Source organism: Streptococcus sanguinis (genome assembly GCF_050220005.1).
Lineage (GTDB): Bacteria > Bacillota > Bacilli > Lactobacillales > Streptococcaceae > Streptococcus > Streptococcus sanguinis_Z.
In genome coordinates this window covers 1,274,647-1,297,177 of sequence record NZ_CP071413.1, presented here as the reverse complement: position 1 = coordinate 1,297,177, position 22,531 = coordinate 1,274,647, and the positions used below count along the sequence as shown (strand labels likewise).

The 22,531-nt window shown below is 40.9% G+C and carries 20 protein-coding genes and 1 pseudogene; 15 read left to right on the top strand and 6 right to left on the bottom strand.

The genetic code is table 11. The features are described from left to right. Nucleotides 1-57 precede the first annotated feature (57 nt). The 3 genes from J1C86_RS06220 to J1C86_RS06210 form a co-directional block, all read right to left on the bottom strand. The gene (locus J1C86_RS06220) at nucleotides 58-894 is read right to left on the bottom strand and encodes a sugar ABC transporter permease (RefSeq protein ID WP_002895328.1); all 837 of its coding nucleotides are present in this window, start codon (nucleotides 892-894) and stop codon (nucleotides 58-60) included. Then, nucleotides 894-2,252, bottom strand: a complete 1,359-nt coding sequence (locus J1C86_RS06215; RefSeq protein ID WP_125408286.1) for a carbohydrate ABC transporter permease — start codon at nucleotides 2,250-2,252, stop codon at nucleotides 894-896. Before J1C86_RS06215 ends, J1C86_RS06220 begins: the two co-directional genes overlap by 1 nt. An 81-nt stretch (nucleotides 2,253-2,333) precedes the next feature. Then, a complete protein-coding gene (locus tag J1C86_RS06210; protein ID WP_002903015.1) occupies nucleotides 2,334-3,590 on the bottom strand; it encodes an extracellular solute-binding protein in 1,257 nt (418 codons plus the stop codon). A 364-nt stretch (nucleotides 3,591-3,954) separates the two neighbouring features. Between J1C86_RS06210 and uvrC the strand changes: the two genes are divergently transcribed. Continuing rightward, entirely contained in the window at nucleotides 3,955-5,790 is a 1,836-nt protein-coding gene (gene uvrC / locus J1C86_RS06205) for an excinuclease ABC subunit UvrC (protein ID WP_125409632.1), read from the top strand. An 87-nt stretch (nucleotides 5,791-5,877) separates the two neighbouring features. After that, entirely contained in the window at nucleotides 5,878-6,351 is a 474-nt protein-coding gene (locus J1C86_RS06200) for a DUF4274 domain-containing protein (protein WP_002903011.1), read from the top strand. Nucleotides 6,352-6,438: 87 nt separating this feature from the next. Here J1C86_RS06200 and J1C86_RS06195 read toward each other — a convergent pair whose 3' ends face one another. Next, entirely contained in the window at nucleotides 6,439-7,239 is an 801-nt protein-coding gene (locus J1C86_RS06195) for an amino acid ABC transporter substrate-binding protein (RefSeq protein WP_002903010.1), read from the bottom strand. A gap of 171 nt (nucleotides 7,240-7,410) precedes the next feature. Here J1C86_RS06195 and J1C86_RS06190 point away from each other — a divergent pair, with 171 nt between their 5' ends. The 11 genes from J1C86_RS06190 (at nucleotide 7,411) to J1C86_RS06140 (ending at nucleotide 18,784) form a co-directional block, all read left to right on the top strand. Further along, complete coding sequence (locus tag J1C86_RS06190; RefSeq protein WP_002903006.1) at nucleotides 7,411-8,016, top strand: nitroreductase family protein; 606 nt, start codon at nucleotides 7,411-7,413, stop codon at nucleotides 8,014-8,016. A gap of 69 nt (nucleotides 8,017-8,085) precedes the next feature. After that, nucleotides 8,086-9,492 carry a dipeptidase PepV gene (pepV, locus tag J1C86_RS06185; protein ID WP_002913520.1) on the top strand — a complete coding sequence of 469 codons (1,407 nt, stop codon included), beginning with the start codon at nucleotides 8,086-8,088 and terminating at the stop codon, nucleotides 9,490-9,492. A 53-nt stretch (nucleotides 9,493-9,545) separates the two neighbouring features. Further along, nucleotides 9,546-10,127 carry a uracil-DNA glycosylase family protein gene (locus J1C86_RS06180; RefSeq protein WP_002903002.1) on the top strand — a complete coding sequence of 194 codons (582 nt, stop codon included), beginning with the start codon at nucleotides 9,546-9,548 and terminating at the stop codon, nucleotides 10,125-10,127. Nucleotides 10,128-10,142: 15 nt separating this feature from the next. Further along, nucleotides 10,143-10,631, top strand: a complete 489-nt coding sequence (locus tag J1C86_RS06175; protein WP_002913521.1) for a prolyl-tRNA synthetase associated domain-containing protein — start codon at nucleotides 10,143-10,145, stop codon at nucleotides 10,629-10,631. Between the two features lie 248 nt (nucleotides 10,632-10,879). Continuing rightward, nucleotides 10,880-11,842 (top strand): zinc-binding alcohol dehydrogenase family protein, encoded by a 963-nt coding sequence (locus J1C86_RS06170; RefSeq protein WP_002912592.1) that lies wholly within the window; start codon nucleotides 10,880-10,882, stop codon nucleotides 11,840-11,842. Next, nucleotides 11,835-12,149, top strand: a complete 315-nt coding sequence (locus J1C86_RS06165; RefSeq protein ID WP_002902997.1) for a rhodanese-like domain-containing protein — start codon at nucleotides 11,835-11,837, stop codon at nucleotides 12,147-12,149. Before J1C86_RS06170 ends, J1C86_RS06165 begins: the two co-directional genes overlap by 8 nt. 98 nt (nucleotides 12,150-12,247) lie before the next feature. Continuing rightward, nucleotides 12,248-13,285, top strand: coding sequence for a DUF6574 domain-containing protein (locus J1C86_RS06160; RefSeq protein ID WP_002902995.1), 1,038 nt, complete (start codon nucleotides 12,248-12,250; stop codon nucleotides 13,283-13,285). Nucleotides 13,286-13,300: 15 nt separating this feature from the next. Continuing rightward, a complete protein-coding gene (locus tag J1C86_RS06155) occupies nucleotides 13,301-15,031 on the top strand; it encodes a TcaA second domain-containing protein (RefSeq protein ID WP_125409634.1) in 1,731 nt (576 codons plus the stop codon). Between the two features lie 4 nt (nucleotides 15,032-15,035). Then, a complete protein-coding gene (gene ldcB, locus J1C86_RS06150; RefSeq protein ID WP_376739616.1) occupies nucleotides 15,036-15,824 on the top strand; it encodes an LD-carboxypeptidase LdcB/DacB in 789 nt (262 codons plus the stop codon). A gap of 29 nt (nucleotides 15,825-15,853) precedes the next feature. Next, complete coding sequence (locus J1C86_RS06145) at nucleotides 15,854-16,144, top strand: cupin domain-containing protein (protein WP_002895366.1); 291 nt, start codon at nucleotides 15,854-15,856, stop codon at nucleotides 16,142-16,144. Between the two features lie 702 nt (nucleotides 16,145-16,846). Further along, a complete protein-coding gene (locus J1C86_RS06140) occupies nucleotides 16,847-18,784 on the top strand; it encodes a hypothetical protein (RefSeq protein ID WP_011837024.1) in 1,938 nt (645 codons plus the stop codon). A gap of 207 nt (nucleotides 18,785-18,991) precedes the next feature. Here J1C86_RS06140 and J1C86_RS06135 read toward each other — a convergent pair whose 3' ends face one another. After that, nucleotides 18,992-19,234: a type B 50S ribosomal protein L31 gene (locus tag J1C86_RS06135; protein WP_002895374.1), complete on the bottom strand. Its 243-nt coding sequence runs from the start codon at nucleotides 19,232-19,234 to the stop codon at nucleotides 18,992-18,994. A gap of 50 nt (nucleotides 19,235-19,284) precedes the next feature. Further along, nucleotides 19,285-20,277 (bottom strand): DHH family phosphoesterase, encoded by a 993-nt coding sequence (locus J1C86_RS06130; RefSeq protein ID WP_125407001.1) that lies wholly within the window; start codon nucleotides 20,275-20,277, stop codon nucleotides 19,285-19,287. A 105-nt stretch (nucleotides 20,278-20,382) separates the two neighbouring features. Between J1C86_RS06130 and J1C86_RS06125 the strand changes: the two genes are divergently transcribed. After that, complete coding sequence (locus J1C86_RS06125) at nucleotides 20,383-20,823, top strand: flavodoxin (protein WP_002917149.1); 441 nt, start codon at nucleotides 20,383-20,385, stop codon at nucleotides 20,821-20,823. Between the two features lie 124 nt (nucleotides 20,824-20,947). Continuing rightward, nucleotides 20,948-22,330 (top strand): annotated as a pseudogene (gene sufB / locus J1C86_RS06120) (Fe-S cluster assembly protein SufB). Nucleotides 22,331-22,531: the final 201 nt, after the last annotated feature.

Here is a 22,531-nt window from a genome sequence, read left to right as displayed (position 1 = left end):
GAAAGATAAAAACTTCCGATATTAACTGTCGGAAGTTTTTGATATACATAATAGATTCTATTTGACTGCTCCACCTGTAACACCTTCTACATAGTATTTCTGCATGAAGATGAAGAGAAGAGTAATTGGGATAGCGATGATAATCGCTCCAGATGTGAAAGGTAAGAACCATTTATTGATGGCGTCCTTATTAAGCATTTGGAAAAGTCCCAAAGCCACTGTGTATTTTTCCTTGACATCGCCTAGGATGACAGAGGCAAAGATGAAATCAACCCAAGGTCCCATGAAAGCCATAAGCGCTGTATAAACGATAATCGGTTTTGAAAGCGGCAATGTAATAGTCCGAAAGATTTGGAAGCGAGTCGCTCCGTCGATCATAGCGGATTCGTCCAAAGAATATGGGATAGTATCAAAGAAACCTTTAGCAATATAGAAGCCTAGAGCCGCTCCAGCCGAATAAACCAGAATCAATGAAGTCAGGGTTTGTGTCAAATTGAGTGCTTTCAAGATGTAGTAAACCGCAATCATAGACATGAAGCCTGGGAACATGTTAAGTACCAGAGCCAGCTTGAGGAAACGATTTTTATGCTTGAATTTGATACGGCTGAGTGAGTAAGCCATACCCACAGTAATCAAAGTAGACAGGATACAGGTCGCTGTCGCAACAATCAGGGTATTCATAAACCACTGAACAAAAGGATAAGTGTTGTTATTAAACAGTCTAATATAGTTGTCAAGAGTATAAGTCTTAGGGAAGAAGTAAGGGACTGCATTAGATCCTTCACCACGGAAGCTGGTCAGAAAAATCCAGATAATTGGTGTAAGCCAGATGAATGCTAAAACAGCCAGTAAGACATAAATCCCTAATAAACTGAGTTTTTTTCTATTTTTCATTATTTAGCAGTTCCTTCCTTGAATGATGCGGATCTAGTATAGGCTAAGAGACTGAAGGCTGCAGAGATTGCAAAGATCAGGATACCGATAACAGATGCCAGATTGTAGTCCTTGGCTGAAACGGTCAGTTTATAGAGCCAGGTAACCAAGAGGTCAGTTGAGCCTGCCTGATAGTAGGAAGAGTTAGTAGGTCCACCACCTGTCAGGAAGTAGATAACGTTGAAGTTGTTGATGTTCCCGATAAACTGCTGGATAAGTGATGGCGCCATAATCAAAAGAATTTGAGGGAAAGTAATGCTCTTGAAGATTTGAAGCTTGCTAGCTCCATCAATCTCAGCGGCTTCGATTTGCTCGCTAGGAAGGTTCATGATAATCCCGGTTGCCACCAGCATGGTAAATGGAATACCAATCCACATATTGACAAGGATGATTGAGAACTTAGCCCAAACGGGATCACTCAGGAATGGAATTGGATTCTGGATGAGATGGAGGCTTTGCAATAGTCCGTTCAAAGGTCCATTGTCATTCAGGAAATTGCGCATCAAGAGCAGGGATACGAATTGGGGTACAGCAATAGTGATAACGAAGAGCGTGCGCCAAACTTTCTTGTACTTAAGCCCTTTTGTATTGAGCAAGAGAGCGAGAACAATACCGAAGAAGAAAGTCGTAGCTGTCGCAGCAACCGCCCAAATCAAGGTCCAGCCTAAAAGTGGGAAGAAGGTGCTAGCCATGCGACCTGAGAAAACATCACCGAAGCTAGAGAAGCCAACCCAGTCAAAGAGTGACTTAGGAGCTGGATGGTTATGGTCAAAGTTAGTAAAGGCCAAACAGATCATATAGATCAGAGGCAGGATGGTAAAGAGCAGTACTCCGATAAGAGGGATGCTCATTAGGCCCATGTGGAAGCGGCCGTCAGCCAGCGTCTTGAAGTCTTCAACGAAGTTAGGAATTTTCTGACCGGACTGCTTGAGAGCCATTAAGTGACGAGCACTTTTCAGGTTACACCAGTAGATGTAGGCGAAGACTGCACAGAAGATGAGAGAAGCAAGTCCAAAAATCAGCATCAGCATAGAGTTGTCACCCGCTACTTGAACGGTGATTTCCAAGCCGTTAACTTTTTTGATAGCCTCTCCTTGTTCTTGAGTCCCCAATGTAATCATGCCGCCAATAGCTGGTATGATTTGGACTGCAAAAGCAATCAGGAAAGCAATTTCTGAGAAGAGGAAGAGCAGCCCCTTGATGAACTGTTTATGTACGAGGTTGCTCAGTCCCATTACCAGAAAAGAGAGTTTGACATCCCAGGTTCCCTCTTTAAAGACCTGAACCATGGATGCATTGTCATAAGATGACTGAGTCATAGTATTCTCCTTATATTTACAAAGAAAGAAGTGAGGAGGCTGCCCCCCTCACTTCAATGCTTATTTAAATTTGCTTGAGTATTATTTAGCTGCTGCTAAATCTTTATCAAACTGTTGTAATTTTGCGAGGTATTGATCTTCACCAAATTTACCGTTGTAAGCATCGCTGAGGATTGCAGCACTTTCAGTCCAGAAGACAGACATTTGGCTAAGTTTAGGCATAACTGTTGTGTAGGTATCAGAAGAACCCATTGTGATAACAGCTTGTGCCAAGGCATCTTTCTTCACATCTTCAGACTCTTGTACTTCTTTGTTAGCTGGGATGATGTGACGTCCTTCAAACTTGAATTGGTTTTCTTGGCTTTCTTTGCTAGTAAGTGCTTGAGCCAGTTTGTAGCTTGCTGCGATACGTTCTCCGTCACCGTTTGAAGGTGTTTGGTTAACTGCGTAAAGTTTTACACCAAGGAAGGCTTTTTGTTGAACATCTTGTCCACCGATGTTAACAGTTGGGTAAACAGAGATACCAAGGTTGTCTTTGCCGACAGCTTTTTCAGCAGCTGCGTAGTCCCATGGACCTGATTGGAAAGCGTCAACTGAACCATCTTCAAATTTAGCAAGAAGGTTAGAAGCATCTACGTTTACAAAACCGCTGTTATTCTTTTGAGCTGCGATGAACTTCAGAACGTTCACACCGGCTTCGTTACCCCAGTTTGTTCCGTCTACTTGCTCACCATCTTTACCAAAGAGAGTGTCGCCAACAGAAAGGAAGAGTGGAGCAGTGATGTATCCATTAGCCTCTTTCAAGTTTCCACCAAATTTAGCTTTAGAAGTGATGGTTTCATAAGACTTAACATCATCAGCGGAAAGCTTTGATTTGTTATAGTAGGTTACTTGTGATTCGATACCGTATGGGAAAGCATAAGTTTTGCCTTTGTATTGAGCACCAATAGCTGCTTGTTCTGTATCGTTCTTCTTGATTTCTTCTGCCATATTAGAAGGAACTTCTTGGATAGCTCCGGCTTCAACTAATTTACCAAGTTGGTCATGTGGCAGAGAGAAAACATCGGCAGCAGTACTAGCATCTTTTGTCAGATTTTCCTGAGCGTTTGGATCTTCCATTTCGACTACGTCAACCTTGTAGCCTGATTCTTTCTCGAACTTGCTAACTGTATCAGAGTAAGAATCTTTAGCACCGGTTGGTACCCAAAGTTTCAAGGTCTTGCTATCGGCTTTAGAAGAAGAGCTCTCCTTGCTGCTATTCGAGCTACAAGCTGCTAACAGCGTTCCTGCAGCCAGCAAGCTGACACTGCCTAATACCACTTTTTTCCATGTTTTCATTCCTATTTCCTCCCGGAATTTTTATTTACAATTCTATTATGCAACCGTTTGCAATTTTTGTCAAGTCTTTTTTTGAAATTTTTTTAAAAATATATTAATTTTTCTAAAATTTTTCTATTTTATTTCTGTTTATATAATAAAAGCCTATTAAAATGGCTGTGCAATCGCTTGCTTGATTTTTACCTAGAAAACGCTTTATTATGAAGAAAATCATGTTTCTTTTGAGATAGATTTTTGGTACATGCAAGAAGATATAAAGACAAGTTATAGTTCAGCATTACCAAAGAAAGGAATCAAACTTATGATTTTCTAATAATCTAGTGTCTACCTGTTGAATGCTTCTCTTTTCTGCTATAATAGACCTATGAATAAGCTAATCCAATCAAAGCTGGAACTGTTGCCGACTAGTCCCGGCTGTTACATTCACAAAGACAAAAACGGTACCATTATCTATGTCGGCAAAGCCAAGAACCTTCGTAATCGGGTTCGTTCTTATTTCCGTGGCAGTCATGACACCAAGACTGAGGCCCTGGTTTCCGAGATTGAGGATTTTGAGTTTATTGTCACCGAGTCTAACATTGAGGCTTTGCTTCTGGAGATTAATCTAATCAAGGAAAACAAGCCTAAGTATAATATCATGCTCAAGGACGATAAGTCCTATCCATTTATCAAGATTACCAACGAAACCTATCCGCGTCTGATTATCACGCGCCAAGTCAAAAAGGACGGTGGGCTTTATTTTGGTCCCTATCCTGATGTTGGTGCGGCCAATGAAATTAAACGTCTCTTAGATCGCCTCTTTCCTTTTCGTAAGTGTACCAATCCACCTGAAAAGGTCTGCTTTTACTACCATCTAGGGCAGTGCAAGGCCCACACTATTTGCCAGGTAGACAGCCAGTATTTCAAGGACTTGGCTCAAGAGGTAGCAGCCTTTCTCAAGGGCCTGGATGACCGGATTATTGAGGATTTACGGGGGAAAATGTCTGGCGCTGCGCAAGCTATGGAGTTTGAAAAGGCAGCTGAGTACCGCGACTTGATTCAGTCCATTGGCACCTTACGAACCAAGCAGCGGGTCATGGCCAAGGATTTGCAGAATCGCGATGTCTTTGGCTACTATGTGGACAAGGGTTGGATGTGCGTGCAGGTCTTCTTTGTCCGCCAGGGCAAGTTAATCGAGCGTGACGTCAATCTTTTTCCCTATTACAATGATCCGGACGAAGATTTTCTGACCTATATCGGCCAGTTCTACCAGGAAAAATCCCACCTCAAGCCCAATGAAATTTTGATTCCAGCAGATATTGACGAAGAAGCTGTCCGAGCCATGGTGGATACCAAGGTGCTTAAGCCCCAGCGAGGCGAAAAGAAACAGCTGGTCAATCTCGCTATCAAAAACGCCCGAGTTAGTCTCCAGCAGAAATTTGACCTCTTGGAGAAATCTATTGAAAAGACCCAAGGTGCTATTGAGAATCTAGGGCAGCTCCTTAACATTCCAACGCCTGTTCGTATTGAGTCTTTTGATAACTCCAATATCATGGGTACCAGTCCTGTATCAGCTATGGTAGTCTTTGTCAATGGTAAACCTAGCAAGAAGGATTATCGCAAATATAAGATCAAGACTGTCGTAGGACCTGATGACTACGCAAGTATGCGTGAGGTCATCAAGCGGCGCTATAGTCGGGTGATTCGAGATGGACTGACTCCGCCTGATCTGATTGTCATTGACGGTGGACAGGGCCAGGTCAATGTCGCTAAAGAAGTTATCCAGGATCAGCTGGGACTAGATATTCCCATCGCTGGACTGCAAAAAAATGACAAGCACCAGACTCATGAATTGCTCTTTGGTGACCCTTTACAGGTTGTAGAATTATCCCGAAATTCGCAGGAATTTTTCCTACTCCAACGTATCCAAGATGAGGTCCATCGTTTTGCTATTACCTTCCACCGCCAGCTCCGGTCTAAGAATTCCTTCTCATCGCAGCTAGATGGCATTGAAGGCTTGGGACCAAAACGCAAGCAAAATCTTATGAAACACTTCAAATCTCTAACCAAGATTAAAGAAGCCAGTGTCGACCAAATTGTCGAAGTCGGTGTACCGCGAGCAGTGGCAGAAGCAGTGCGGGAGAAGTTGAATCCGAAAACTCAGGAGCGGGAACAAACACAGTTGCAAGAGGTGGCGGAGCCAGTTGTAGACATAGATTGAAAGATTAGTTTATCGGATTTTAGAGAGTCTTATAAAATAAACTTAAATGAAAGCTTTTCAAAAATTGGGAAAATTATAACTGTTATAATGGAGTTGTCTTTGGGAATGGATAGTCATCAGTTGCAAAAAATATCTGATATCTTGTATGCTGAAAGCAATGCTAAAGCTGTATCGTATATTAAGAGTCTTCAAACCGAAGATGAACTGTTTGTTTTACTTGATAATTTTAACTGGGATAATGGTTTTGAAGTACCCCAAGCAGTTATTGAACATTCTAAGTGTACTCTTTCAATTGTTTTATTATCCTCTTATCGAGCAGCTGGCATCAGGTATTTATTAGAAGCAGAAGCAGCCTTTGTAAATTCTTCATCTAAGGAGTGGGAAGAATTTGTAAAAGATGTCTATGATAGAATTATCAGAAGGAAATTTCCGGATGGTAATATCTCTTTTCGACCCGAAATAACGAGAATTCAAAAGTTCAAACTTAAAAAATTAAAATCGGCATTAAATCCACTTTTCATTGATGGAGTTTCTGGAAAAGATTTGAATATAGTAATTTAATTAAAATAACCATCCAGACATTGTGGATGGTTTTTGTGTTATGTCCTAAAGCCATAATAAAAGGATTGGCGAGCGCCAATCCTTTTATTATTTCAACTCAGAGGAATCTGGTAGGTAGGAACCACCAAGGTAGGTATTGCTGAGTTTTTCAAGGCTTCCGTCTTGATAGAGTTCTCTTAATGCATTATCAAATTGTTCCTTGAATGCTTTTTCTTCGCTAGAAAATATAATATAGTTGTTAGGACTGTCAGTGGAAGGAAGATCAACAACAGATAGATCCAAGCCACGTTCTTTAATAATTTTTTGAACGGAAACTTTGTCAAAGATTAGGAAATCAAAGTCACCATTAGAAAGGTCAAAGATACGTTTTCCTATATCTTCTCCTGAGTAATGGATAGTGGCTGGATTTTCAGTGTGTTTTTGATTCCAATTGTTGATGAATTGGGCGTTCGATGTTCCGATATCCTCTTGAGTTGTTTTACCAGCAATTTGCTCAAGAGAAGTTAAAGGATTCTTCTTATTACTAACGAGTACTAAAGGATTTTTTGAGATAGGGAGTGAGTAGAGGTATTTATCTGCTCTCTCTTTTGTGTAACTCAAGTTATTGGCTGCAGCTTGATAGTGACCGGAATCAAGTCCTGGGAAGATACTTTCCCAAGCGGTTCTTTGAAAGTGAATTTCGTAATCACTGAGCTTCTCATCAATTGCTTTAAGTACTTCAATATCGTAGCCAGTCAGGTTGCCGTTTTCCTCATAGGCGAATGGTGGGACATCGCCAGCTGTTGCAACAGTAATTGTTTTTGGGGACGAATTTTTTTGAGGTGTGCTCTGGTGACTGCAAGCGGCTAACAGTGGAAGGATGATTAGTAACAGGACGATTTTTCTCATGTTTTACTCCTTTCAAATTGGTATTATTTTATAGCTTATCAGAAACTATCTTGATTATCCAATATATATTTTTTATAGCTGCGATAAGAAACCTTAATAATGAAAAACTTCTGCAAACTCTTACAAAATATGATAAAATGAAGTTAGTATATTTAGAAAAGGATGCGACTTATGAAATTTCTAGAACTCAATAAAAAGCGTCATGCAACCAAGCATTTCAACGACAAACCTGTGGATCCAAAGGATGTTCGCACAGCGATTGAGATTGCAACGTTGGCACCCAGTGCTCACAATAGTCAGCCGTGGAAGTTTGTAGTAGTACGAGAGCGCAATCAGGATCTAGCAGAGACAGCTTTCGGTGGAAATGTGGACCAGATTAAGGAAGCTCCAGTGACTATTGCCCTCTTTACAGATACAGATTTGACCAAGCGGGCTCGCAAGATTGCGCGTGTAGCTGGAGTTAAGAATTTCTCTGATGAGCAGCTCCAATTTTACATGCAAAATCTGCCAGCTGAGTTTGCTCGCTATAGCGAACAGCAAAAGAGCGATTATTTATCTCTCAATGCTGGTCTGGTGGCCATGAATCTTGTTTTGGCTCTGACTGACCAAGGTATCGGCTCTAATATCATCTTAGGTTTCGATAAATCTAAGGTTAATAAGGTTTTGGAAATTGATGAACGTTTCCGTCCGGAACTCTTGATTACGGTTGGTTATACTGATGAAAAACTAGAACCAAGTTATCGTTTGCCGGTTGATGAAATTATTGAGAAACGTTGATATAAAAGTGTTTACGATTTAATTCATAGTTGAAATGATTTAAATCGAATTGGAAGTTGGGGTGAAATAATGACAATTGATTTTAAAGCAGAAGTTGAAAAACGAAGAGAAGATCTCTTAGCTGACCTGTTCAGTCTTTTGGAAATCAACTCAGAGCGGGACGATTCCAAGGCAGACAAGGAGCATCCTTTTGGACCTGGACCTGTTCAAGCTCTGCATAAGTTTTTAGAAATTGCTGAACGCGATGGTTATGAAACGAAGAATGTGGACAATTATGCTGGTCACTTTACTTTTGGTGAGGGTACGGAAGAACTTGGGATTTTTGCCCACATGGATGTAGTCCCTGCCGGGAGTGGCTGGAATACAGATCCTTACAAACCTGAAATTATTGATGGTAAGCTTTATGCGCGTGGTTCATCTGACGATAAAGGTCCAACTATGGCTTGTTATTATGGTTTGAAAATCATCAAAGACTTGGGATTGCCAGTGTCTAAGCGTGTGCGTTTTGTAGTGGGAACAGATGAAGAATCGGGCTGGCAAGATATGGACTATTATTTCAAACATGTTGGTCTGCCTGAGCCAGACTTTGGTTTCTCGCCAGATGCGGAATTTCCAATTATTAACGGTGAAAAAGGGAATATCACAGAATACCTCCACTTTGGTAACAGTAATGATGGCAGCTTTAAACTCAAGAGCTTTACTGGCGGACTTCGTGAGAATATGGTGCCAGAATCAGCGACAGCTATTTTTACAGCAGCAGTTGATGCAGCGGAATTGGATAAGAAATTACAAGACTTTGCTTCTGCCCACAAGGTTTCAGCTAGTCTGAGAGCAAATGGCGACGCTCTTGAAGTGACAGTCATTGGGAAGTCAGCTCATGGTTCTACACCAGAGGACGGTATCAACGGAGCAACTTATCTGGCTCTCTTCCTCAACCAATTTGACTTTGCTGGTGATGCCAAAGCTTATCTGGAAGTGGGAGCTCAAGTTCTGCACGAGGACTTTACTGGTGAGAAGTTAGGAATTGCTTATACAGATGCTAAAATGGGTGCTCTCAGCATGAATGCTGGTGTTTTCCATTTTGACAGTGCCAAGGCTGACAATACTATTGCTCTGAACATCCGTTACCCGCAAGGAGCTGATCCGAAAACAATTCAGGCCGGTCTTGAAAAAGTTACTGGTGTTGTGTCTGTGAGCTTGTCTGAACACGGACACACTCCACACTATGTTCCAGCAGATGATGAATTGGTAGCAACTCTTTTGAGTGTTTATGAAAAACAAACAGGTCTCAAAGGACATGAGCAAGTCATTGGAGGTGGAACCTTTGGCCGTCTTTTGAAGCGCGGTGTGGCTTTTGGCGCCATGTTCCCAGACTATGTCAACACTATGCACCAAGCCAATGAATTTACAGATGTAGAAGACCTTTTCCGTGCTGCGGCCATTTACGCAGAAGCTATCTACGAATTAATCAAATAAAAAATAAGAACTCGTTTGGTCTTGCCAAATGAGTTTCTTTGCAAGGAGCTATCATGCAAACAATAGAGGATATTGCTAAGGCCATCATGGCCGACCCAGAAAATAAAGAATTTACGGAGCAGGGAATCAAGCCACTCTTTGCGGCACCAAAGAATGCTCGGATTAACATTGTTGGTCAAGCGCCGGGACTGAAAACTCAGCAGGCAGGGCTTTACTGGAAGGACAAGAGTGGTGATCGGCTGAGAGAATGGCTAGGTGTCGATGAGGAGACTTTTTATCATTCTGGTTACTTTGCTGTTTTGCCCATGGATTTTTATTTTCCAGGACATGGGAAATCTGGTGATTTACCGCCTCGTAAGGACTTTGCGGACAAATGGCATCAGCCGATTTTAGAGCTTTTGCCAGATATTGAGCTGACTATTTTGATTGGTCAGTATGCACAGAAATACTATCTGCATCAAAAAGGAAATATCAAGCTGACCGAGACAGTTCAGCATTATCAAGACTACCTGCCTGATTTTTTCCCTTTGGTACACCCATCGCCCCGCAACCAAATCTGGATGGCTAAAAATCCTTGGTTTGCAGAGCAGGTTGTGCCAGACTTGCAAGCATTGGTACAAAAGATTATTCATTAATAAAGGAGAAAAACCATGGATGCTTATCAACAAGTGGCTAATAAATTGCAAGAGTTGGGGATCGCATTTGATGTGGTGGAGCACCCACCTGCATTTACGACAGAGCAGGCAGATGGTTATATTGAAGGTATGGAAGGCGTTCGAACCAAGTCCATGTTCTTGACCAATAAGAAGAAAACTCAGTATTATCTTCTAATTATGGATGACAAGAAGAGTCTGGACATGGATTTGTTTAAAGAGCTGGTTTCAGCCAATCGTATTCGTATGGCTTCAGCAGATTCTCTCTTTGAAAAAATGCAGCTGCCTCCAGGAACTGTATCACCTTTTGGTCTGCTTAACAATGAGGAGAAGGACATCCATGTTTATTTCGATAAAGAGATCATCGACGAAGAACGCATGACTTTTCATCCTAATACCAATGAAAAGACCATCTTTGTCTCTACAACAGATTTGTTTAAATTCTTGCAAGATTTGGGTTATTCTTATCAAGTTCTGGAGCTTTAACTAGCTGTTTTGCTAAGTTAGAGGAGCGTTATCCAGCTTCTCTCTCAGGTGGTCGAACCGAGTGTCTTGTCCCTCTATCTTGAACTTGGATGAAGGACGTATCCAGCAATTTGTTTTCTTTCAGGAGATTCTCCAACAGTCAGCCAATGATTTTGTCAAAGTTCAGTTTGATTTTCAGAAGTATCTGACTGTCTTTTTGATAAGTCTAAGCTTAGAATGCTAAACTTTGTAGAAAGCGAGGTGATTCTATGGAAACGATGAAAGCTATAGTCATTTACGAAGCGGGTGGCCCAGAAAAGCTTCTGCTGGAAGAAAGACCGATTCCAGAACTTCAAGAAGGCTGGACCTTGGTCAAGGTCAGAGGGTTTGGGATTAACCGATCGGAGATTTTTACTCGTGAGGGTTTATCGCCTAGTGTCGCCTTTCCTCGGATTTTAGGTATTGAGTGTGTTGGCCAAGTGGCCAAGACGACTCGAGAAGATTTAAAGGTCGATCAAAAAGTGGTTTCCATCATGGGAGAAATGGGGCGAGCTTTTGATGGTTCTTATGCTGAGTATGTTCTCCTGCCGAACGATCAAATTTATACAGTCGAGACCAACCTGACCTGGACAGAGCTGGCAGCAGTGCCAGAGACCTATTATACTGCTCTAGGTTCTATGAAAAATCTGCGCATTGAGCCCAATGACAAGATTTTGGTTCGGGCTGCCACTAGCGGTGTCGGTTTGGCCTTTGCTCGTCTGGTCAAGGCACAGTTTCCAGACACACATATCGTTGGTTCGGTCAATAGCGGTTCTAAACAATTTCTGCTCAAACACCAAGCTTACGACGATATCATTATAGATCAGGATGGCCGACTGGAAACAGAGGAGAAGTTTGATAAAATTCTGGAGTTGGTCGGTCCGGCAACTGTCAAGGATTCTTTTGACCATATCGCAGAGGGCGGGATTATCTGTGTGACTGGACTCTTGGGTGGCCAGTGGGAGCTGAATGGTTTCAACCCAATTGAGGAAATTAAAAATAACAGTTTTCTGACAAGTTTTCACTCTGCTCATGTGAGCCAAGACCTGATGGATGAATTATTTGATTACATTGACCGCTACCAGGTCAATGTTACACCAAGGCGTGTCTTTTCCCTAGAGCAAGTGCCCAAAGCTCATGCATTTATCGAAGGGACGGCAGGTTTTGGAAAAATCGTGATTATGAATGAATAGGAGAAAAATGATGCAAAAAATTAGTGCGAAAGATTTATATGACAAATTACAGGCAGAAGAACTACAGTTGATTGACGTTCGCGAGGTGGATGAATTTACTGCTGGACATATCTCTGGGGCTCAGAATCTGCCTCTCAGCAGCCTAGCTGAGAATTATGGGCAATTGGATAAACAAATTCCCTACCATATCATCTGCCAAAAAGGCGGACGCTCAGCGCGTGCCTGCGAATTTTTGGAAGCTAAGGGTTACCAAGTGATCAATGTCGAAGGAGGAGTGGAAGCTTTTCCTGATAAATTGACGATATGACAAGCGATTAAGAAGAGCAAATGCCGGAATAGATTGAATTTCCGGCCCTTTTTTTGTATACTATAGTAGTATAATAATTTATAGATAGGAGATATTTTATGTCAAAACAAGATTGGCTTGAATATTTTGAGGCCGTTAATGGACGCTCGGCTACAGAGGAAGAAATTGCCCAAGCATTGGCTGCCGGGGAATTTGTTAAAGCTGAACAGGTAAGTGCGGATCAAGCCTCTAGTGAAGCTAGTCCGGCTTCATCAAGCTTTGAACAGCCGCAAAACTTCCAACAGCCTTTTGCTCAGCAGGCTTCTCAACAATATCAAGAAGTTCCTCAGCAACAAGCAAATCCAAATCAATTTGCAAATCAGGGACAAGCTTATCAGCAACAAGGATTTCAGCAAGCAAGTCCCTTTGCTGGACAGCCTCAGTCTTCTGGTCCGCAAGCTTATCAGAACAACCAGCAGCAAGGACAGTTCAATTCACAAATACCTCAACAAGGACCACAGGCTTATTACAGTCAGCAACCTCCTCAACCCAGCGAGTTTTCTAAAACAATGAAAGGTTTCTGGGCTTGGCTCGTTTCAGCTTGGAAATCACCGACATCTGAAGTTGAGAGCAGTAAGGTGAATGGTTACCTTTCTCTAGGTTTGACAGCGTTCTTTTTTGCTATTGTTGCAAACTACAATATTTTCAGTACCATTGGTATCATGAGTTTTGGTATGTATAATGGACCGACTTTTAATTTCAAAGTCTTCTTTGTTTCACTGATAGCAGCAGCTCTCTTCCTTTTTTCTATTATTTTAGGTGGTTTTGTTGTGAAGCGTTTGGTCTACCAAGATAGAAGTTTTACCTTTAATAAGGCTTTTGATTGGTATGGTCGACTGTATGCTATTGTTCTTCCATTTATTGTTGCTTCAGCTCTGTTTGCTCTGTTGGGTGTTATTCATTTATCCCTGTTCTTCACATGGATTGGGCTTTTGTTGATTGGAGTTGGAGCTACCTTTGCTTTGATTTATTCCAAGACAAACAACTCTATGGATCCTTTTTATAAATATCTATTGGCCATTATTATCAATGGTGTGATTACAATTATCTTCTCTTTCATCGCTTTTTCTCTACTAGCTAGTATCGCAATGATGTAATATTGGAGGAGATTTATGGCAACAAAAGAAAAATGGGTTGATCTCTTTGAAAAAGTAATTGGTCGAAAACCAACTGCAAGTGAGTTCCAAGCCGGCAAACAATCTAACTTTGATCCAAAAATGATTAAGGAGATTGCAGGCGAAGCAGAGGAAGCGACCACAGATACTTCATCAGTAGAAAATACTACTGATGAAGCTTCTGATAATCAAGATATTGTTCAGGAGACACCTTCTGAAGATTCTGTCACAGAAGAATTGATTCAACCAACCTCCCAACATGAGAAGCAAGGCGCGTTTGAATCTAGCCAATATGAAGAACTTCGTAAGAATTGGCTGCAAGCTTTTGAAAATAATATTGGTCGAAAACCTACCAAAGAAGAATTTGCAGAAGCTAAGAGTCAAGGATTCTCTAACTTGCCTATTCGGTCTGAATTGCTCGACTCACAATTACCACAGAAGTCAGTAAAAAAGGCTAAAAAGAGAATATCAAAGAAGCAAGCAATCATGATTGGGGCTCCAACCGTTTTAGTTGCCGCTTTGATTGGAGCATTCTTCTATTTAAACTCTATAACTGGAGTTAAAGTGGTCACAGACCATTTTGCAAAAGCAGTCTCTAGCAAAGACTTTGATGAAGTGGCAAGTCTTCTCTCTACTCAATCCGACAAGTGGACGCGTGCTGAAGCAAGAGCACTGGTTGAGCACCTAGAGAGCCAGGAGATTAATCTCGAAACTGAGCTAGATAACATTGTTGAGTCAAATGGCAAATCTGCTTATATCGATGACAACAATAATAAGATTTTAGGTGTTACTGAAAAGAGTAAGAAATTTGGTATTTTCCAGGAATATCAGATGGTTTCCTATCCAGTCAAAGTTAAAGTCAATACTAATTTGGATAACGCTACCATTAAACCTGGTGAGAAAAAAACTATTACTCTTAAGAAAAATACAGACACTGAATTGGGTGAATATCACTTCATTAAACAAGACTTTACTCTCAAAGGTAAGACGGATGTTGGAGATGTAGAGAGTAAGGTTCAGCTTGATTTAGCTACGGCTAAGGATAATGAAATCAAACTGGATCTCAAGTCTGAAAAGAAACAGCTAAAAATTACGATGCCTTCTGAAACTTCAAAAGCAACAGATATTAAAATAGTTGTTAATGGTAAAGAAAGTGGTAGCAGTTTGACCCCTGAACTGCAGCTTGTTCCTTATCAAGAACTTGAAATTTATGCTAAGTTTACTATCTCTGATACTACCTTTACTACCAATAAAGAGACAGTTATTGTGGAAGATGATACCACGAATGTAAAATTATCTCTTCCTAAGGAAGTGCTTTCTAAGATTAGAGAAAAGAACGAAGAAGCGAAAAAGGTTGAGGCTCAAAAGGCAAAAGTCTCTACTTTCCTTAATGACTACCGCAGTGCTGTTTTCAGCTCTGTTTCTAACAGAAGCAACAACTATTCTCAATACTACGATACATCTAGTGCAGTATATCGAGAAATGGTTGAGTGGACCACTGGTGGTGGTGTTAAGAAAGCAAAAATTAACTATTATGAGCCAGGAGCTTTGGATATCCGTGAAATCAAGGAAGAAAATGGTTCCTATATCGTGACAACATATGAGGACTATACGGTCCACTATACCGATAACACTCCAAATAGTGTAAATCGTAAAAATAAGACTTATTACTTGAAACCTAGCGGGGATTCTTTTGTAATCTATAATCTTGAAGTTTCAGAAGGTTGATATTATGACAATGAAATACAGTAAACTAATTTTTCTTGCAGCATCTGTTCTTGTTCTAGGCGCGTGTTCGTCAGGTAAAGATACTACTGGAGATAGCTCTGATAAACAAGCGGCTAGCTCAACTAGTACAGTTAAGAAACAAGATGCTGAAAAAGATAAAAAGTCTAGCCAAGATACGGCATCAGAAAGCACTGATACTAAAAAGGAGCAAAATCACGAAGCCAAAACTCTTGATCAAAATGTTTCTTATAACGGCAGCTACTACAGTGTCAAAGGGAAATATGATGAGATTCTTGTTGTCAATAAACATTATCCTTTGTCTGCTTCCTATAACCCAGGTGAGAATGCGACTGCTAAAGCAGAATTGCTCAAACTGATTGCAGACATGCAGGCACAAGGCTATGCCATTAGCGACCAATACAGTGGTTTCCGCAGCTATGATACGCAGACAGAACTCTATCAAAACTATGTCAATCAGGATGGTAAGGCAGCTGCAGACCGCTATTCGGCTCGACCAGGCTACAGCGAGCATCAGACCGGCTTAGCCTTTGACTTGATTGATAAGAATGGCAATCTCGTACAAGAAGCTGGAGCAAGTCAGTGGCTTCTAGATAACGCCTATAAATACGGTTTTATCGTTCGCTATCTAGAGGGTAAGGAAGGTTCAACTGGCTATATGCCTGAAAGCTGGCATCTGCGCTATATTGGTCAAGAAGCCAAGGAAATTGCTCAATCAGGCAAGTCTTTAGAAGAATATTTCGGCATTACTGGTGGAGGCTATGAAGATCAGTAGTCACATCATCCATTAGAAGGAGAAAGAAAATGAAATTTTTTGTTACCAATCCCAATAATGATTTTGCAGAAACACCTGTGCAAGAAGAAGGCAGAATCATCCATCATCTGCATCTTGCTAAAGGAAAAGAAGTACCAGAGCACAGTGCTGATGCACTAGTAACAGTTGTTTGTTTGTCGGGAGATGTGAGCTTTTCTGCTGGAGAACAAACTGTGCGGCTGGTGGCAGGTTCCTTTTTAACCATGGAGCCCAATGAGCCACACAGTTTGGTTGGAGAAGAAGATAGTCACCTCTTGGTTATCAAACAACTCAAATATTAATAAATACAAAAATACTAGAAGCTGGAATAAATGCTTCTAGTATTTTTTACTACTTTTTAAGACTTATTCATTTCTGTGAATAAAAATCCATAATGAAGAAATGTATGAACAGATTCTTTGATTCTTAAAACAAACTTAAGTTTAGCTTAAAAAAGGCTTAATATAAGCTTAAAATAAACTTAAATAAAAAATCGTAATGATAGGGTGAGGAGTTTTTATAAATAAGTAATAAAAATAATTTACACAGTGTAAACCAAATTATAAACATTTTTCTATTATTTTGGTTCGTTAAAAAGAAGATTTTATAGATTTTAAAAGGTAAAAAACAGAAAAACAAACAAAAAGACGAACTATAAAAAAATTACCCATAAAAATAATTTACACCTTGTTAACTAAAATGCTTGCATTCAAAAATTTCTTGTGCTATAATTCGTCTTGAGGGTGAGATATGCATAAAAAAGTATTTTCAAGCATATTGACTTCTTTGTTTCTAAATCAAATGTTATAAAAACATTTATGTGCAACCTTTAAATAGGTGGATTCACTAACTAGTGATTCGTTTTTTTCGTTTGATAATGATGGAGCAGTCAACTGTCAGCTGGCAGTATTTCGTGAAATTCTTTTTTATGAAGTTGTGCACAAAAAATAAATTCCCCCCACAAAAAATAAAGTGATGTTGGTCACTTTGGAGGTTTAATTAATATGAACAATCGTTTCAGACTCTTATCAAGATCTGTTGTAGCGGCTGCGGCTATTATTCCAGCAATTGCTCTTGCGAATAATGCTCAGGCTCAAGATTATGGCTATAACTACTATCAACCAGGCTATAATTACTGGAATGGTGGTTACAACAATTATAACTATGGTTATAACAACTATAATTACCGTAACAGCCGCAACTACCGTTACAATAACTACAACTATGGTTACAACAATTATAACTATGGTTACAATAACTACAATTATGGCTATAATAACTATAACTATGGTTACAATGGCTATAATTATGACTATGGTTATAATAACTATTATCCAGGCTATAACAACTGGAATTATAACTATAGCAACAACTACGGATATAATGGTTGGAATAACTACAACAATCTGGCAAATGATGAGAACTATATTTACTGGAATGGTAACCATTACTACCGTATGACAGATGGTTCTTACCGTATCTATCGTGATGGTGAGTGGAAACCACTGACAAATACTAACAATAACAGCACATCCAATAACAACCTGGAAAACGATCCACATTATCGTTATGAAAATGGTTATCATTACTATGTGCTGGATAATGGCGACTATTACTACTATCAAAATGGCAAGTGGGTGTTTGTTAAGGATTCTACTGATAATTCTACTAATCCAACAACTCCAAGCCAGCCGGAAGAACCAAAACCAGAAGTTCCAACTCCGACTCCAGCGGAACCAGAACAACCAACGCCAGCTCCTACTGATAAACCAGATGAGCCTACTACACCAGCAGAACCAAAACCAGAGGTACCAAGTGTTGATTTGCCAGAAAATCCTCCAATTAATGGTGCAGAAGGCGACCTTAATCCATTTGCTCCGAAACCAGAGCAACCAGCAGAACCAAAACCAGAAACTCCGACAAGACCTGCTGTGCCAGAGACTCCTGGTTTGGTAACAACTGATAAACCAAGTGAAGATCAAATTCCGCCGTATGTTGAAAAACCAGCAGAAGGTCTTGAACATTTGACATGGGCACCGAATGGACGAGCTCCAAAAATCATCTACCCAACTGGAAAACCAGGTGACAAGGCTCTCGAGTCAGATCCTAACTATTACTTTGATGGTTCTACCCATTATTACCGTATACCATCTGACTCAGAAGCGAACGGCTACTCTCCATATTGGAAATGGTTTGGTGACAAATGGAAACTTCAAGGTATGACTGATCCAAACGATCCAGCTCTTGATCCAAAACTTCACGAAAACACTGCTGATGATGAATACATGTACAGTGATAAAGACTCTAGCGTGAAATTGTACTCAACTAACCTAGTGACAACGGCTAAAGCTGGTCAGCCGCTGCCATTCAAGAACGTTGAAGAGTTCAAGAACTACGTTATCGAAAAGATGAATCCTAAGTTCCTTGATAACGCAGGATGGGATGCCAAAGTTGAATGGGAAATCGAAGATCCAGAAATCTTTGAAAAAACCAAAGAAAACCCATATGCTAAGGATTATGTCTTGATTGCAAACCTTAAGAGTGGCGTTGAGGACAAGAAATACAGTGATGTAGAATTTGGTTATGTTAAGTTTGTTTACCGTGTTGAAGCGACAAACGATACAAACTATGACTATGTTTCAAAAGCTAAAGAAGCTTTCGCTAAAATCAATGAAGAACGTAAAGCTCAAGGCTTGAAAGAGTTGACTTGGTCAGAAGACATTTATCAAAATCAAGCACTTCCAAAAGTAAATGAAATCTCACGTCAATACGATAGCTCAGGCTTTGTTGGACGTCGTGATGAAGATCCATCTGTTGTCGTTAAGAAATGGGCTAACAGCGGTCTGAGAGAATTGCTTCTTGATCCTAACGTAACTGAAGGTGCAGTAGCGACAGTTGTAGACGGAAATGGTGTTTACTACTGGGCTTACAGCTATAAATAATAAGGAATTGGATTCTTAACCGTATATGCTCTTAATCTTTGGTTGCATATAAACCACACTCCAAAAGTTAGATTTTAATCGTCTGACTTTTGGAGTTTTTTGTTGAATTCACTAGAAATAAAAAGTAGCGGTTGTGAACAGATTTTAAAGTTTAAAAAGGCGAAAAGAAATTTTGAGTACAAAAAAAGCACCGATTGGTGCTTATGGTTATTTGAGACCGTATTTTTTGTTGAAACGATCCACACGTCCATCTGCTTGAGTGAACTTTTGACGTCCAGTGTAGAATGGGTGTGAGTCTGATGAAATTTCTACACGGATCAATGGGTAAGTTTCTCCTTCGAATTCAACTGTTTCGTTTGAACGCTTAGTTGAACCACTAAGGAACTGGTAGCCGGTAGAAGTGTCCATGAAGACAACTGGGCGGTATTCTGGATGAATATCTTTTCTCATTTTACAAAAATTTCCTTTCTGCCATGGTCTCTTTGCGAGCCATAGATTAGTTACTTTGATAGTTTATCAAATTCTGATTGATTTGACAAGACTTTTAGACTAATTTCTTGCTTTTTTGCCAATTCTTTCATCTCGGTGTAGATTTGCTCTATTTCTTCTTTAGAAAATGCATTGGCTCCGCTGGCTAGTGGGTGTCCTCCGCCGTGATGATTTTTCGCAATACCGTTGATAGGAATAACCTTGCTGCGCATGCGAACACGGTAGTGACCTTCAGGCTGCTCAACAAAGATAGCCCACAGACCGACTTCTTCGATTCGTCCAGGTGCTCCGACAATGGCCGCAGTATCAGCATCGGTCAGTTGATAGGCTTGTAAAACTTCCTGAGGCAGAATGACCCGCGCAGTTCCATTTTCATCTATTTCCAACTGCTCATATACATAGCCCTGCAGTTTAGCGACTTGGCGGCTGATAGAGTCCATTTTGCGAGACAAGGCTGATAGGTCGAAATCGTATTGACGCAGCTTGGCAGCTACTTCGAATGTGCGGGCGCTCGTAGAAGGATAAAGGAAGCGGCCGGTGTCGCCGATGATACCAGCATAGAGGAGTTCAGCAGCTTCCTTGCTCAAGTCTAAGTTATTTTCAAAGGCAAAGAGAGCAATCATCTCACTGGCACTGCTAGAGCTTGTATCTACCAGAGAAATATCTCCGTAAACCTCATCATCAGGATGATGATCAATTTTGATGAGGAAATCGCCTGTCGTGTAGCGTTGGTCGTCAATGCGGGCTGTATTAGCGGTGTCACAGACGATGACTAGGGCCTCTTGGTATTCTTTGTCTGCGACTTGGTCCATTTGTGCCAACCACATGAGATTGGGCTCATCGTAGCCTGTCGCTTTAATTGTCTTTTCTGGGAAGTGGTACTGAAGCAGCTTTTGCAGTCCGACCTGACTGCCAAGAGCATCAGGATCTGGCCGCATATGGCGATGGATAATAATAGTATCGTATTCTTTGATCTTACTTAAAATATCATGATAAAGAGTCATAAATAACCTCGTCAACTTTCTTTACCCATTGTAGCATAAGAGTTTTTATTTTTAAAATAAAAAAGATATGATATAATGAGAGCAGATTAGAATTTGGAGGAAACTATGACCTTAGCGAAAATTGTATTTGCCAGCATGACTGGAAACACCGAGGAAATTGCTGATATTGTGGCGGATAAGCTAAGAGAACTGGATGTAGAAGTTGAAGTGGACGAGTGCACCACTGTCGATGCAGAAGATTTCTTGGAAGCAGATATTACGATTGTAGCAACCTACACCTATGGTGACGGTGAGTTACCTGATGAGATGATGGACTTCTACGAAGACTTGTCTAGTTTGGATTTGTCTGGCAAGGTCTATGGGGTGGTCGGTTCAGGCGATACTTTCTATGACGAATTCTGCAAGGCTGTCGATGACTTTGATGCTGCCTTTGCTGCTACAGGAGCGACGAAGGGTGCAGAAAGTGTTAAGGTGGACCTATCTGCGGAAGATGATGATATTGCACGCTTGGAAGCTTTTGCGGAAGGCTTGGTTAATAAAGTTTAAAGTGATAAATAGAGGAAACGGCTGCGGCCGTTTTTATTTTGCGAAAGTGTTATTTTCTGACAATTCTCATGATTAGGAGTATAATATAGGTAAGCGCTATCTATCAGATAAAGGAGGAGTTCCTATGAAAGAACGTGACTACGCTTTTGGTTTTCATGATGATGTCAAGCCGCTCTTTTCGACTGGTAAAGGTTTGACCGAAGAAGTTGTTCGAGAAATCTCAGAAATCAAGAATGAGCCCCAGTGGATGTTGGACTATCGTCTGCGCTCCTTGGAACTCTTTCATAAGCTGCCTATGCCCGACTTTGGCCCAGATTTGTCAGGGATTAGCTTTGATGATGTTATCTATTATCAGAAGCTAAGCGGAGATCGGGCTCGCAGTTGGGATGAGGTTCCAGAAGAGATTAAGAAAACCTTTGACCGCTTGGGAATTCCAGAAGCTGAGAAGCAGTTCCTATCTGGAGCTGTGGCTCAGTATGAATCTGAAGTGGTTTACCACAATATGAAGGAAGAGTTTGCCAAGCTGGGGATTATCTTCACCGATACGGATACGGCTGTTCAGGAATATCCGGACTTGGTCAAGCAGTATTTTGGTACTGTGATTTCAAATGCTGAGCATAAATTTTCTGCGCTTAATAGTGCGGTTTGGTCCGGCGGAACCTTTATCTATGTTCCCAAGAATGTCCAGTGCCAAGTTCCTGTTCAGACCTATTTTAGAATCAATGGTGAAAATGCCGGCTAGTTTGAGCGCTCCTTGATGATTATCGAGGAGGGCGGTTCTATCCAGTACATCGAGGGCTGTACAGCACCGACTTACACAAGCAATAGTCTTCATGCGGCAAATGTCGAAATCATTGTCAAAAAGGATGCCTTTTTCCGATATACGACCATTCAAAATTGGTCGGACAATGTCTATAACCTCGTAACGGAGCGGGGGATTGTTGATGAAGGCGGCACCTTAGAGTGGATTGATGGGAACTTAGGCAGCAAGGTCAATATGAAATATCCCTGCAGTATTCTCAACGGTCGCAACGCAAGGACTTCTGTTCTCTCTATGTCCTTTGCCAATTATGGCCAGCACTTGGATGCAGGCTGCAAGGTCTTTCATAATGCGCCCAAGACTTCCAGTACCTTAATTTCTAAATCAGTGGCCAAGGATGGTGGAAAGACTGATTATCGCGGTCAGGTTCGCTTTGGCAAGAATAGTGCTGGTTCCAAATCTCATATCGAGTGCGATACCATTCTCATGGATGGTGAATCCAGTTCTGACACCATTCCTTTTAATGAAATCCATAATTCAAATGTCGCGCTAGAGCATGAAGCCAAGGTTTCCAAAGTATCTGAGGACCAGCTCTACTATCTGATGAGCCGAGGTATCAGCGAAGAAGAAGCCACAGCTATGATTATCAACGGATTTATGGAACCCATTACCAAAGAACTACCAATGGAATACGCCGTCGAACTCAACCAACTCATCAATATGAGCATGGAAGGCTCAGTTGGTTAAAAAGGTTCGGGGAACCTTTTTAATCTGCGGATAAAAACTCGCTTTTGCGAGTTCTCCTTAATCCAAGGTTCGGTGGACTTTTTTAATCTGTGGATGAGAACCGACGGTAGTCGGTTTACCCTGAGACAAGCCTAACGGGTATTTTTAGGTTGTGGCTAAGCACTCGGTTAAGCGAGTGCTCTTTAATAAGGTTCGGGGAAC